The sequence below is a fragment of the Desulfovibrio sp. X2 genome, from assembly GCF_000422205.1.
Taxonomy (GTDB): Bacteria; Desulfobacterota; Desulfovibrionia; order Desulfovibrionales; family Desulfovibrionaceae; genus Alkalidesulfovibrio.
In genome coordinates, this window is record NZ_ATHV01000001.1 from 156,681 (window position 1) to 169,180 (window position 12,500).

Genomic DNA, 12,500 nt, shown 5'->3' on the forward strand with positions numbered 1-12,500 from the left:
GGCGCGGCCGGACAGCCGCGCCGATCCCCCAGAAATTCCCAAGACCCCATGGCCCCTCCCGCATCCTCGGTCCGCCCCGCACGGCTCGACGCCGTGCTCCTGCCCGCGCTCGCGGCCCTCGCCGGGCTCGGCCTGTGGCAGCTCGGGCGCGGGCTCGACTACCAGTGGCACTGGGGCGTGGTCTGGCACTCCTTCCTGCGCTACGACCCGCACAAGGGCTGGGTCGTGAACCTGCTCACGCAGGGTCTTCTGGCCACGCTCAGGCTCTCGGCCTGGAGCATGGTCCTGGCCCTTGCCGCGGGCACGGCCGCGGGCATCGCCTCGGCCACGGGCAGGCTCTTCTGGCGCATGTGGGCCAGGAGCTACGTGGAGCTCGTGCGCAACCTGCCGCCCCTGGTCCTGGTCTTCCTCTTCTACTTCTTCATCGGCGACCAGATCATGACCTGGCTCGGCGTGGACGAGCTGATGCGCTCCCTGCCGCGGGGCGCGGCAGGGGTGCTCTCCGTGGTCGCCGCGCCGCCGGACCGCTTCGCCTCGTTCCTCTCGGCCGTGCTCACCCTGGCGCTCTACGAGGGCGCCTACATCGCGGAGATCGTGCGCGCGGGCATCGAGTCCGTGCCCCGGGGGCAATGGGAGGCGGCCTACGCGCTCGGCCTCTCGCCCTGGCAGCGCCTGCGCCGGGTCGTCCTGCCCCAGGCCCTGCGCAGCGTGGTCCCGGCCCTGGCGGGGCAGTTCATCTCCACGGTCAAGGACTCGGCCATCGTCTCGGTCATCTCCGTGCCCGAGCTGACCTTCGAGGCCATGGAGATCATGGCCACCACCTATCGCACCTACGAGATCTGGCTCACGGTGCTCGGCGTCTACCTCGTGCTCTGCCTGGGGCTTTCGTGGGCCTCGCGCCGCGTGGAGACGGCCCTTGCGCGCCGCGGGGCCGCCGCGGCCTGAGGCGCCCGCGCCCCCGTTCCTTAGCTGTTGACACCGGCCCTCTGGTGTACCATCTTCAATCGGATCGTTGTCCGAACAAACAAGCGCGAGGATCAGCATGCCGAGCACCAAGATAAAGTTCTGGGGCCTTTCCACCTGCATCCACTGCGAGAAGGCCAAACGGTTCCTGGACGACCACGGCTACGCCTACGACCTGACCTACGTGGACCGCCTGACCGGCGACGAGCGCACCCAGACCATCGCCGAGATCAAGAAGCACAACGCCTCCCTGTCGTTTCCCACCATCCTCGTGGGCGACAAAGTCGTGGTCGGCTTCAACGAGTCCGAGCTCAAGACCGTCCTGGGCATCTAGGCGCATCCAGGGAGGGCGTTCATGACCGCGAAGGAACTGCGCGACAAGCTGGCTCCCTTGCAGGAGAAGCAGGGCTACCTCTTCAACGCCGACGAGACCTACACCATGCCGCTCCTCGAGAGCCTCCTGGTGAACAAGGAACGCTACGGCTACATGGCCTGTCCCTGCCGCCTGGCCTCGGGCGTGTACGAGAAGGACAAGGACGTCATCTGTCCCTGCGTCTACCGCGCGCCCGATGTCGAGGAATACGGCGCCTGCTTCTGCGCCCTCTACGTCTCCAAGGAATACCAGGACGGCGGCATCGAGCGCAAAACCGTGCCCGAGCGCCGTCCTCCCGAGAAGCTCCTGGAGGCGCTCGAGGCCTCCATGGGCTCCTAGAGCCGTCCCCCGTCCGCGCCCCGCTCCCGTGACGCGGCCGCGGACGGGAGCACGATCCACGCCATGAGCGAATACGACGCCACATCCACCACGGGCGCTTCCGTGGGCGTGGTCACGAAGCGTTTCGTGACCCTGGGCGAGCCGCCCCACGCCCTGCGCCTGCAGTGCGGCCGCGAGTTCGGCCCCTTCACCCTGGCCTACGAGACCTACGGCGAGCTCGCCCCCGGGGGCGACAACGCCGTGCTCGTCTGCCACGCCCTGACCGGCGACTCCCACGCGGCGGGCCTGTATGCCGCGGACGACGCCAAGCCCGGCTGGTGGGACATCATGATCGGGCCGGGCAAGCCCATCGACACCACCAAGTATTTCGTCATCTGCTCCAACGTCATCGGCGGCTGCATGGGCTCCTCGGGCCCGGCCTCGCCGCGCCCCGGCTCGGACGAGTTCTGGGGCATGGACTTCCCGGTGGTGACCATCGGCGACATGGTCTGCGCCCAGAAGCTTTTGCTCGACCACCTCGGCGTCACGCGGCTGCTCTCCGTGGTCGGCGGCTCGGTGGGCGGCATGCAGGTCCTCGAATGGTCCGTGCGCTTCCCGGAGATGGTGGCCTCGGCCGTGCCCCTGGCCACGACCACGGAGCACTCGGCCCTGGCCATCGCCTTCAACGAGGTGGCCCGCCAGGCCATCATGGCCGATCCCGACTGGCAGAACGGCGCCTACTACGGCGGCGCCTTCCCGGACTACGGCCTGGCCGTGGCGCGCATGATCGGCCACGTGACCTATCTTTCGGACGCGGCCATGCGCCGCAAGTTCGGCCGCAACCTCCAGGACCGCTGCGAGCTGAGCTACTCCTTCGCGCCCGAGGTCCCCGAGTTCCAGGTCGAGAGCTACCTGCGCCACCAGGGGAAGAAGTTCGTGGAGCGCTTCGACGCCAACTCCTTCCTCTACCTGACCAAGGCGGCGGACTACTTCAGCCTGGGCCGCGGCTGGGGCGAGGGCTCGCTGGTCACGGCCTTCTCGCGCGCCAAATGCCGCTATCTCGTGGCCTCCTTCACCTCGGACTGGCTCTATCCGACCTACCAGTCCAAGGCCATGGTCCAGGCCATGAAGAAGAACGGGCTCGAGGTCAGCTTCTGCGAGGTGGCCGCGGACCTGGGCCACGACGCCTTCCTGCTGCCGAGCCCGAGGCTCAACGAGTTCCTGACGGGCTTTCTTGCGAGCACGCTGGCCCGCGTGCGGGGAGGGACCGGTGCGCTTTGACCTTAGCGTCATCGCGAGCTGGGTCGAGCCCGGCGCGCGGGTGCTGGACCTGGGCTGCGGCACGGGCACGCTGCTCGAGCACCTGGTGCGCGAGCGCGGCGTGCGCGGCACGGGCGTGGAGCGCGACGAGGAGAAGGCCTCGGCGGCCATCGCCAAGGGGCTCTCCGTGATCCACGGCGACATCTTCGAGGAGATCGAGGACTACCCGGACAGGAGCTTCGACTACGTCATCCTCTCCCAGACCCTGCAGCAGGTCTACGAGCCCGCCCGGCTCATCGGCGAGATGCTGCGCGTGGGGCGGCGGGGCATCGTCAGCTTCCCCAACTTCGCGGTCTGGTACAACCGGCTCATGTTCCTCCTGCTCGGCCGCGCCCCGGTCTCGCGCGAGCTGCCCTTCGAGTGGTACGACACGCCCAACATCCGGGTCATCCCCATCAAGGATTTTCGCCGCTTCTGCCGCAAGAAGGGCTTCTTCGTGGACCGGGAGCTGACCATCACCACCCACCACCACGAGGAGACCGGCCGCGTGGTCACCTTCCTGCCCAACCTGCGCGCCTCCTACGGCGTGTACATGCTGGCCCGGGCCTGAGGCCCGCGTCCCCGGCGCCCGGCCGACCGGGGGAGCACGCCATGCCGCACGCACCCGGGCAGACCGCACCGCAGCCGCCCACGCCGGGCAGGCTCCCGGACGGGGAGGGCGCGGCCACCGGCCGCCTGCTGCTCCTCTGTCTGGCGGTCTTCGTCTGCTATCTCACGGTGGGCGTGCCCCTGCCGGTCATCCCGCTCTTCGTGCGCCACAGCTTGGGCTTCGGCGACATCCTGGTCGGCGTGGCCGTGGGCTGCCAGTTCTTCGCCACGGTCGGCACGCGCAAGTACGCGGGCGCGGTCTCGGACCGCGCGGGGCCGCACGTGGCCCTGCGCAAGGGGCTGCTCTTCTGCGCCGCGGCCGGGGCCTTCTACCTGGCCGCTGCCCTGGCCCCGGTCCATCCCGTGGCGAAGCTCGGCGTGCTGCTGCTCGGACGCCTCTGCCTCGGCGTGGGCGAGAGCCTCGTGCTCACGGGCATGGTCACCTGGGGGCTCGGCCTGTGCGCGCCGCAGAGCGCGGGCCGGGTCTTCGCCTGGGCCGGGGTGGCCGTGTACGGCGCCCTGGCCGCGGGCGCGCCCGTGGGCATGGCGCTCTTCCGTTCCCTGGGCTTCGCGGGCACGGCCCTGGCCATCACCGCGCTGCCCCTGGCGAGCCTCCTGCTCTGCCGCTCCATTCCCCCCGTCGCCCCGGTTGCCGGGCGGCGCTGGCCGTTCCTGCGCATCGTCGGCTTCATCTGGCGGCCGGGCGTGGCGCTCGGGCTGCAGGGCGTGGGCTTCGCGGGCATCGGGGCCTTCGTCTCGCTCTATTTCGGGAGCATGGGCTGGGCCCGGGCCGGGCTCGCGCTCACGGCCTTCGGCCTGTCCTTCGTCTGCGCGCGGCTCCTCTTCGGCCACCTGCCGGACCGCCTGGGCGGGCCGCGCGTGGCCCTGGCCTCCTTCGTCGTGGAGTGCGCGGGCCAGTTCCTGCTCTTCGCCGCGCCCGGCGAGCCCGTGGCCCTGCTCGGCGCCGCGCTCACGGGCTTCGGCTGCTCGCTCGTCTATCCCTCGCTCGGGCTCGAGGCCGTGCGCCTGACCCCGCCCGAGGCGCGGGGCACGGCCATGGGCGCCTTCGCGGCCTTCCAGGACGTGGCCTACGGCGTGACCGGCCCGGTCACCGGGGCCATCGCCGAGGTCATGGGCTACGGCTCGGTCTTCCTGACCGGCGCGCTCTGCGCCGTGGCGGGCTTCCTGATGGTCCTGCCCATGCTGCGCCGCGCGCGGGCCTGACCGCCGCGCGCCGTGGCGGGTCACGGACAAAAAAAGGCCGACGCAGGAAACCCGCCGTCGGCTTCACTTCGTTCCCCAGGGCGCTCAAAAAGCGCCGGATGCAAGGCGCAAGAAAAGTGCAAGCCCTCGCGTATTTCACATACGCGAGGGCTTGAACTTTTCACGGCAACGCAGCAGATGGCGCTTTTTCAGCGCCCTGGGACCAGGGCTTCCTTGAGGCAGCGGCCCAGCCGCTTGATGCCCTCGGCGATGCGCTCGGGCGTGGAGTTGGAGAAGTTCAGGCGGAAGCCGTTGTCCGTGCCGTCCACGTAGAAGGGCTTGCCCGGCACGAAGGCCACGTTGCAGGCGATGGCCTTGTCGAAGACAGCCACCGAGGAGACGTCAGCGGGCAGCTCGCACCACAGGAACATGCCGCCTTCGGGCGAGCTGGCCTGCACCTCCGCCGGGAAGTGCTCGCGGATGGCGTCCACCATGCAGTCGCGCCGCGCCTTGTACTCGCGGCGGATGACCTCGATGTGCGCGTCCAGGTCGTTGTCCGCGAGGAAGCGGGCCAGGATGCGCTGGGTCAGGGTGGAGGTGTGCAGGTCCGAGGCCTGCTTGGCCGTGACCAGATGGTGCATGAGCCCGGGCTTGGCCGCGACCCAGCCCAGGCGCAGGCCGGGCGAGGCGATCTTGGAGAAGGAGCCCATGAGCACGGCGCGCTCGTCGTCCAGGTAGGCGCGCACGGGCGGCATGTCCTGGCCCATGAAGCGCAGCTCGCCGTAGGGGTTGTCCTCGAGGAACACGGCGTGGTTGGCGGCCAGGAGGCGCGCCGTCTCCTGGCGCGTGGTCAGGTCCCAGGCGGTGCTGGCCGGGTTCTGGAAGGTGGGCACGGCGTAGAAGAGCCGCGCGCCCTCCTCCAGGCGCAGGGCGAGCTGCTCCAGGTCCGGGCCCGAGGGGGTCAGGTCCACGGTGCTGAAGTTGACGCCGAAGAGCGAGAAGCACTGGATGGCCCCGAGATAGCCGGGCCGCTCGATGAGCACGGTGTCGCCCTCGTCGAGCAGGACCTTGGCCACGAGGTCGAGCCCCTGCTGCGAGCCGGTGGTGACGAGGATCTCGTCGGCCGGGATGTCCAGGCCCCACTTGGTTTTGTAGCGGTCCGAGATGAACTGCCGCAGCGGCAGGAAGCCTTCGGTGGTGGAGTACTGCAGGGCCTGCGGCCCCTCCTCGGCGAGAACGGCCGCGGCCGCGTCGGAGAAGCCCGCGACCGGGAAGTGGTCCGGGCTCGGCAGACCGCCGGCGAAGGAGATGATCTCCGGACGCTGGGTGACCTTCAGGATCTCGCGGATGTAGGACCGATGAACGTTGGCCATGCGGCGGGAAAGACGCATGATTCGCTGCCTCCTGCGCTTTTAGGTGCACAAAACTCTGCACCCGGGCCGGGGGAAAGGCAACACAAGTATTGTCACCATGACGCCTTTGCTGGCGCGGTTTTCGGGGCGCGGTGCAGGGCCCGGCCAAAGGGGCGAGGCGGATGGTCAGCGGCGCGTCAGGCCGTACTTCTTGAGCTTGTACTGCAGCGTGCGGCGGCTGATGCCCAGGGCCTCGGCCGTCTTCTCGCGGTGGCCGCCGTGCGCCGCCAGGGCGCGGGCGATGGCCTCTCGCTCGGCGTCGTCCAGCGAGGGGTGGGCGGCGGGGGCGGAGACGTCGTCCACCTCTCCGGCCGCAGTGCCCGCCATGCTGCCCGCCGTGGGGCCGGGAACGGCGCCGGGAGCCGCGCCGAGGGGGGATGCTCCGCCAGGGAATGCCCCTTCCGGGGCTGACCCGCCCCAGGCGCGCACCAGCTGCGGGGGCAGGAGGTCGGGCGTCAGGGTGTCGGAGCGGGCCAGGATCAGGGCGCGCTCGAGCACGTTCTCGAGCTCGCGCACGTTGCCCGGCCAGCTCCAGGCGCGCAGGGCGTCCAGGAAGGAGGGGGACGGGTCGCGCACCTGCTTGCGGTTCTTCTCGCCCAGCTTGCGCAGCAGGTGGGCGGCGAGCAGGGGGATGTCCTCGGCGCGCTCGCGCAGGGGGGGAATGGTGATCTCGAGCACGGCCAGGCGGTAGTAGAGGTCCTCGCGGAAGCGCCCGGCCTCGGCCTCGGCCTTGAGGTCGCGGTTGGTGGCCGCCAGGATGCGCACGTCCACGGCCACGCCGCGCACGCCGCCCAGCGGCTCGACCACGCGCTCCTGCAGGGCGCGCAGGAGCTTGGCCTGCAGCGGCAGGGGAAGCTCGCCCACCTCGTCCAGGAAGAGCGTGCCGCCCTCGGCCAGCTGGAAGCGGCCGGGCTTGTCGCGCACCGCGCCGGTGAAGGCGCCGCGCACGTAGCCGAAGAGTTCGGATTCCAGCAGGTCGCCGGGCAGGGCCGCGCAGTTGACCTTGACCAGCGGCCCCTTGGCGCGGTGGCTGGCCGCGTGCAGCAGCTCGGCCACCAGCTCCTTGCCCGTGCCGGATTCGCCCAGGATGAGCACCGTGGCCTCGGAGGGGCCGACCTGGGCGATGACCTGGCGCAGCCGCTCCATGCCCGGTGCCTGGCCGATGAGCTCGGGGCCGCGCGCGAGCCCGGCGCGCAGGGCGGCGTTCTCGCGCAACAGCCGCGCGTACTCGAAGGCCTTGTCGAGCACCGCGGCCAGCTCCTCGTTGTCCGCGGGCTTGGTCAGATAGTCGTAGGCCCCGTGCTTCATGGCCTCCACGGCCGCGCCCACGGAGCCGAAGGCGGTCAGCATGATCACCGGCAGCCCGGGCCATTCGACCGTGATCTCGTGCAGCACGGTCGAGCCGTCCATGTCCGGCATGCGCATGTCCAGGAGCACCACGTCCGGCTCGGACTCGGCGAGCCGGGCGAGCCCCTCGCGGCCGCCCGAGGCCTCGTCGACCTGCCAGCCGCGGTCCTCGAGCACCGCGCGCAGCATCATGCGGTGGCTCGGCTCGTCGTCGATGACCAGCACGCTGCGCGTCTCAGACATGGGGGGCCTCCTTGAGCAGGCAGTGGACCGTGGTGCCCCTGCCCGGCGCGCTGTCCAGCTCGACGCTGCCGCCCCAGGACTCCACGATGCCCTGCACGATGGACAGGCCGAGACCGGTGCCGCCGGCCCGCGTGGTGAAGAACGGTTCCAGCGCCCTCTCGCGCTGCTCCTCGTCCATGCCGGAGCCGTTGTCCGAAACGCTCAGGCGGACCATGCCGCCCTCGGCCTGGGCCGCGCTGACGCTCACGAGGCCGCCGTTCCCGGACTCGGGGCCGCCCTGCGCCTCGCCCTGGGGCAGCGCGGCCAGGGCGTTCAGCAGAAGGTTCAGGAGGATCTGCTTCAGCCCGTCCGCATCGCCGAGCACGGCCTGGCCGTCGAGCGCGAGGTCGAGGCGCGCGCCGCGCTCCTCGAGGTCGAACTTGAGCAGCCGCGCCACGTCCTCGGTGACGGGCCGCACGGCCACGGCCTCCAGGGCCTGGGCGCGGGGGCGGGCGAGGTAGAGCAGGTCGGTGATGACCTTGTTCAGCCGGTCGGCCTCGCGCACCATGGTCGCGGCGTAGTCCTCGTCCGGCTTGGTGCCTGCCAGCCGCTTGGTGAAGAACTGGGCGAAGCCGCGCAGGCTCGAGAGGGGGTTGCGCACCTCGTGGGCCACGGCCGCGGCCATGCGGCCCACGGCCGCCAGCTTCTCGGCCTGGCGCAGCCGCTCCTCCAGGGCCAGGGCCTCGGTGCGGTCGCGCAGGAGCACGATCCGTCCCTGCCCCTCGCCGAGCGAGCGCATGATGATCTCGAGCCTGTGGCCCGCGGCCTCCGCCGCCAGCACGCCGTCTCCCGGCACCGCGGCGGGCAGGACTTCGGCCAGGGGGCGGCCGACCAGGGCGTCGGCGGTGCCCGTCCCGTCGCCGGGAGCTCCCTCGCCCTGCGCCTCGCCGGCGAGGAGCCTGCCCGCGGCCGCGTTGACCGCGCTCACGCGGCCCTCGGCGTCCACGGAGAGCAGGCCGTCGGGCATGGTGTCCAGGAGGCGGGAGTTGAAGCGCTCGAGCACGGCCAGCTGGTGGCCGGTCTCGCGCCGCCTGGCGTAGGCGTTGGCCAGGTAGAGGAAGAGCGTCGCGGCGCAGAGGATGAAGCCGGTCTGGTACATGGCCGCGCGCATGTCCTCGGCGTAGATCTTCAGGTATTCGTCGACGCCCAGGCCGAGCACCAGGTACGAGGCGCCGCCCGGGCCCTGGGCGGGCAGCTCGCAGGAGGTCTCGCCCGGGGAGTCGCAGAGCGCGGCCAGGGGCGGAGCGGCGTGGTCGAGCAGGAAGAAGACGCGCTTGCCGTCGGCCTCGATGAAGCCGTGCCAGGTGCGTCCCTGGCGCATGGCCTCCAGCGCCTTTGGCGGCAGTTCGGGCAGCGGGCCCGAGGCCGGGTCCTTGAACGAGGCGAGGTAGCGGCCGTCCGGCCCCACCAGGGCCAGATAGCGCACGTCGCTGCCCTGCACGGTCTCGCGGAAGAGCTCGCCCGCCAGGGAGCCGAAGCCCCGGCCCCGGCCCGGACCGCGGCCGCGCGCTCCGGGTTGCTCCGCCTGGGGACCGTTCTGCGGCGCGGGGACCTCGCCGGGCTCGAAGGCATGACGGTCCATGCCGCCGCCCATCATTCCCTGCCCCATCATGCCGCCGCCCATCATGCCTTGCCCCATGCCCCGGCCCATGAGCGGGCGCAGGCGGTGCATGAGCTGCGCCTCCACGCCGCGGGCCACCACGCCCGCGGTCAGGGTCAGGTGGCGGTCGAGCAGGTCCCGCTGGCGCAGGACGCCTGCCCAGGCCATGTAGATCAGGCTCGCGGTGACGACCACGACGCCCAGCACGGTCATGAAGGTGACGCTCTTGGTCGCGGGCTGCGTGGTGATGTCCATGCGGGGCTACCTAGCGCGATTTCGCGGCTCTTGGCTAGAGAGGGGGCCCCCGGAGGGGGCCGGACCCGGCGTTGTGGTCGCCGGGTCCGGCAGGGTGTGTGGCATCAGGAGTGGAGTCGAGGCGTAAGGCAGTGAACGTTGTCGTCCGGTCGGGTGTTACCAGCCGCGGCCGGGGCAGCCGTAGCCGTAGCCGTTGTCGTAGCCGGGACCCATCATGCCGGGGCCCATGCCGTGGCCGTGGCCGTAGCCGCCCATCATGCCGGGGCCCATGCCGTAGCCGGGACCCATGCCGTAGCCGCCGCCGGAACCGGGGCCGACGTCGATGCCCGCGGCGTCGAGCTTGTCGCGGAAGCTCTCACGCTCCTGGTGCATCTTCACGCGCAGGTCCTTCATCTCGCCCACGAGGGCCGGGATGCGCTTGCTGTCCGTGCCGCGCAGGGAGTCCAGCTCGGTCTGCTTGGCCCAGTAGTCCTGGCCCAGGTTGAACATCTTTTCCTGGTGCTCCTTCATGAGCTTGTCGAAAGTCTGCTGCTGCTCGGGGGACAGGGCGGTGTAGGCGCCGGAGCCGTAGCCGTAGCCCGGGCCGCGGGCGAAGGCAGAGGCGCCGACGAGGCCGACCAGCAGGGCGGTGACGGCGAGGATGGTCAATGTACGCTTCATGATGATGCCTCCTATCGGTTGCATGTGCGTTCGTTAGTGCCTTTTCTTAGGCATGACTCGTGCCAAACGTGAATATTCAACGATTGCTGCGTACTGGAGTTTTGTCGGAGGGATTTGCAGGCCGTTTTTGTGCAAGCAGATGCACAAGATGTCTGCACGTCCTTGCACATCCTTCTGCACATGAAGCGGCCGGGCTGCACTTTTCGCGCGTTCCCGGCGGGGAACGGCAGGCGCGGCCGGGCGCGTTGACATCGCCGGGCCGAGGGGCTACCCATCCGCCAGCCCAAGGATGGAGCAGGCCGCTGAAAAAGCGCCATCCGCCGCGCTGCCGCGGAAAGTGCAACCCCCCGCGCATCTTGAGAATGCGCGCCGGACGTGAACTTTCCTCGTGCCGCGCACCCGATGTGTTTCGAGCGGCCTGCGGAAATGGGATCGATCGTCATTCAGAGAGGTTCGCCATGCGCGAGAAGGTGGAGGCCGCACTGGCCAAGGTCCGGCCGTTTCTGCAGAACGACGGCGGAGACATCGAGCTGGTCGGCGTGACGCCCGAGGGCGTGGTCCAGGTGCGCCTTACCGGCGCCTGCAAGGGCTGCCCCATGTCCCAGAAGACTCTCAAGAACGCCGTGGAGAAGATGGTGCTCAAGGAAGTGCCGGAAGTCACGCGCGTCGAGGCCGTCTGAGGCGGCGGAGGCCCCGGAGACGTCCGGGCCCCGTGGTTCTTTCCAGTTTTTTTCCTTAAGGACGCACCATGAGCATCGTCACCAGATTCGCGCCGAGCCCCACCGGCTATCTCCACGTGGGCGGCGCGCGCACCGCGATCTTTTCCTGGCTCCTGGCCCGCCACGAGGGCGGCAGGTTCCTTTTGCGCATCGAGGACACGGACCGCGAGCGCTCCACGCCCGAGGCCACCCGGGCCATCCTGGACGGCATGTCCTGGCTCGGCCTCGAGTGGGACGGCGAGATCTGCTACCAGTCGAGCCGCGAGGAACGGCACAACGCCGCCGTGGACCGGCTCCTGGCCGAAGGCAAGGCCTACTGGTGCGAGTGCACGCCCGACGAGGTCGAGGCCATGCGCGAGCGCGCCCGGGCCGAGGGCAGGAAGCCCAAGTACGACGGCCGCTGCCGCGAGCGCGGCCTCGGCCCCGGGCCCGGCCGCGTGGTGCGCCTGAAGGCCCCGCTCGACGGCGCCACCTCCTACGAGGACATGGTCAAGGGCTACATCAGCATCGCCAACGAGGAGATGGACGACCTGATCCTCCGGCGCTCGGACGGCTCGCCGACCTACAACCTGGCCGTGGTCGTGGACGACGCCGAGATGGGCGTGACCCACGTCCTGCGCGGCGAGGACCACGTCTCCAACACCCCGCGCCAGATCCTCATCTACAAGGCGCTGGGGCTGCCCGTGCCGCGCTTCGGCCACGTGCCCATGATCCTCGGCCCGGACAAGAAGAAGCTCTCCAAGCGCCACGGCGCCACCTCGGTCTTCGAGTACCACCACCAGGGCATCCTGCCCGAGGCCATGGTCAACTACCTGGCCCGGCTCGGCTGGTCCTCGGGCGACCAGGAGATCTTCTCGCGCGAGGAGCTGGTGAAGCTCTTCACCGTGGACAACCTGGGCACCTCGGCCGCGGTCTTCGACATGGACAAGCTTTTGTGGCTGAACGCCCACTACATCAAGGAGTCGAGCCCCGAGCGGCTGGCCGACCTGCTGCCCCCGTTCTACGAGGCGCAGGGCATGGCCGCGCCCGAGCGCGACTACCTCCTGAAGGTCGTGCCGCACTATCAGCCGCGGGCCAAGACCCTGGTCGAGTTCGTGGAGAACTCCGCCTTCTTCTTCACGCCCGACGAGGCCCTGGCCTACGACCAGGCCGCGGCGGCCAAGTTCCTGACCCCGGAGGCCAAGGAGCACGTGAGGGCCATCCGCGACATCCTGAAGGACCTTCCGGACTTCGAGGAGGCCACCGTGGAGGCCGCGCTGGCCGCCTACGTCGAGTCCTCGGGCGCGAGCTTCAAGGTCATCGCCCAGCCGCTGCGCGTGGCCGTGACCGGCTCCACCAGGAGCCCCGGCCTGCACCAGACCCTTTCCGCGCTCGGCCGCGGGCGGACCCTGGCCCGCATCGAGCGCGCCCTCGCGCTTTAGCCTTTCCCAAGGATTCCCACGCCGAAGGGGGCGGGGCGC

12 protein-coding genes are annotated in these 12,500 nt (G+C 70.4%); 8 read left to right on the top strand and 4 right to left on the bottom strand.

Annotated elements, in window-relative coordinates; genetic code table 11:
- Positions 1-48 precede the first annotated feature (48 nt).
- The 6 genes from DSX2_RS00715 to DSX2_RS00740 all read left to right on the top strand — a co-directional run bounded on the left by DSX2_RS00715 (position 49) and on the right by DSX2_RS00740 (position 4,786).
- Entirely contained in the window at positions 49-945 is an 897-nt protein-coding gene (locus tag DSX2_RS00715) for an amino acid ABC transporter permease (protein ID WP_020879101.1), read from the top strand.
- A 97-nt stretch (positions 946-1,042) separates the two neighbouring features.
- Positions 1,043-1,297, top strand: a complete 255-nt coding sequence (locus tag DSX2_RS00720) for a glutaredoxin family protein (protein WP_020879102.1) — start codon at positions 1,043-1,045, stop codon at positions 1,295-1,297.
- A 21-nt stretch (positions 1,298-1,318) separates the two neighbouring features.
- Positions 1,319-1,675, top strand: coding sequence for a ferredoxin-thioredoxin reductase catalytic domain-containing protein (locus DSX2_RS00725; protein ID WP_020879103.1), 357 nt, complete (start codon positions 1,319-1,321; stop codon positions 1,673-1,675).
- A 63-nt stretch (positions 1,676-1,738) separates the two neighbouring features.
- Positions 1,739-2,935, top strand: a complete 1,197-nt coding sequence (locus tag DSX2_RS00730) for a homoserine O-acetyltransferase (protein WP_020879104.1) — start codon at positions 1,739-1,741, stop codon at positions 2,933-2,935.
- Positions 2,925-3,524, top strand: coding sequence for a methionine biosynthesis protein MetW (metW, locus tag DSX2_RS00735; RefSeq protein ID WP_020879105.1), 600 nt, complete (start codon positions 2,925-2,927; stop codon positions 3,522-3,524). Before DSX2_RS00730 ends, metW begins: the two co-directional genes overlap by 11 nt.
- 41 nt (positions 3,525-3,565) lie before the next feature.
- Positions 3,566-4,786, top strand: coding sequence for an arabinose transporter (locus DSX2_RS00740; RefSeq protein ID WP_020879106.1), 1,221 nt, complete (start codon positions 3,566-3,568; stop codon positions 4,784-4,786).
- Positions 4,787-4,974: 188 nt separating this feature from the next.
- On the opposite strand, the gene DSX2_RS00745 is transcribed toward DSX2_RS00740, so the two are convergent.
- The 4 genes from DSX2_RS00745 to DSX2_RS00760 all read right to left on the bottom strand — a co-directional run bounded on the left by DSX2_RS00745 (position 4,975) and on the right by DSX2_RS00760 (position 10,321).
- Complete coding sequence (locus tag DSX2_RS00745) at positions 4,975-6,156, bottom strand: PLP-dependent aminotransferase family protein (RefSeq protein ID WP_020879107.1); 1,182 nt, start codon at positions 6,154-6,156, stop codon at positions 4,975-4,977.
- A 147-nt stretch (positions 6,157-6,303) separates the two neighbouring features.
- Positions 6,304-7,767, bottom strand: coding sequence for a sigma-54 dependent transcriptional regulator (locus DSX2_RS00750; protein ID WP_020879108.1), 1,464 nt, complete (start codon positions 7,765-7,767; stop codon positions 6,304-6,306).
- Positions 7,760-9,661 (bottom strand): nitrogen regulation protein NR(II), encoded by a 1,902-nt coding sequence (locus tag DSX2_RS00755; protein WP_020879109.1) that lies wholly within the window; start codon positions 9,659-9,661, stop codon positions 7,760-7,762. Before DSX2_RS00755 ends, DSX2_RS00750 begins: the two co-directional genes overlap by 8 nt.
- A gap of 156 nt (positions 9,662-9,817) precedes the next feature.
- Entirely contained in the window at positions 9,818-10,321 is a 504-nt protein-coding gene (locus tag DSX2_RS00760) for a Spy/CpxP family protein refolding chaperone (protein ID WP_020879110.1), read from the bottom strand.
- Between the two features lie 458 nt (positions 10,322-10,779).
- Here DSX2_RS00760 and DSX2_RS00765 point away from each other — a divergent pair, with 458 nt between their 5' ends.
- The gene (locus DSX2_RS00765) at positions 10,780-11,001 is read left to right on the top strand and encodes a NifU family protein (RefSeq protein WP_020879111.1); all 222 of its coding nucleotides are present in this window, start codon (positions 10,780-10,782) and stop codon (positions 10,999-11,001) included.
- 68 nt (positions 11,002-11,069) lie between these two features.
- On the top strand, positions 11,070-12,461 hold the full coding sequence (gltX, locus tag DSX2_RS00770; RefSeq protein WP_020879112.1) for a glutamate--tRNA ligase: 1,392 nt from the start codon (positions 11,070-11,072) through the stop codon (positions 12,459-12,461).
- The last annotated feature ends 39 nt before the right edge of the window (positions 12,462-12,500 follow it).

Coding starts and splice junctions, on each gene's coding strand:
- DSX2_RS00765 (WP_020879111.1), top strand. CDS start 10,780: ATGCGCGAGAAGGTGGAGGCCGCACTGGCCAAGGTCCGGCCGTTTCTG.
- gltX (WP_020879112.1), top strand. CDS start 11,070: ATGAGCATCGTCACCAGATTCGCGCCGAGCCCCACCGGCTATCTCCAC.
- DSX2_RS00750 (WP_020879108.1), bottom strand. CDS start 7,767: ATGTCTGAGACGCGCAGCGTGCTGGTCATCGACGACGAGCCGAGCCAC.
- DSX2_RS00755 (WP_020879109.1), bottom strand. CDS start 9,661: ATGGACATCACCACGCAGCCCGCGACCAAGAGCGTCACCTTCATGACC.
- DSX2_RS00740 (WP_020879106.1), top strand. CDS start 3,566: ATGCCGCACGCACCCGGGCAGACCGCACCGCAGCCGCCCACGCCGGGC.
- DSX2_RS00760 (WP_020879110.1), bottom strand. CDS start 10,321: ATGAAGCGTACATTGACCATCCTCGCCGTCACCGCCCTGCTGGTCGGC.
- DSX2_RS00745 (WP_020879107.1), bottom strand. CDS start 6,156: ATGCGTCTTTCCCGCCGCATGGCCAACGTTCATCGGTCCTACATCCGC.
- DSX2_RS00715 (WP_020879101.1), top strand. CDS start 49: ATGGCCCCTCCCGCATCCTCGGTCCGCCCCGCACGGCTCGACGCCGTG.
- DSX2_RS00730 (WP_020879104.1), top strand. CDS start 1,739: ATGAGCGAATACGACGCCACATCCACCACGGGCGCTTCCGTGGGCGTG.
- DSX2_RS00725 (WP_020879103.1), top strand. CDS start 1,319: ATGACCGCGAAGGAACTGCGCGACAAGCTGGCTCCCTTGCAGGAGAAG.
- DSX2_RS00720 (WP_020879102.1), top strand. CDS start 1,043: ATGCCGAGCACCAAGATAAAGTTCTGGGGCCTTTCCACCTGCATCCAC.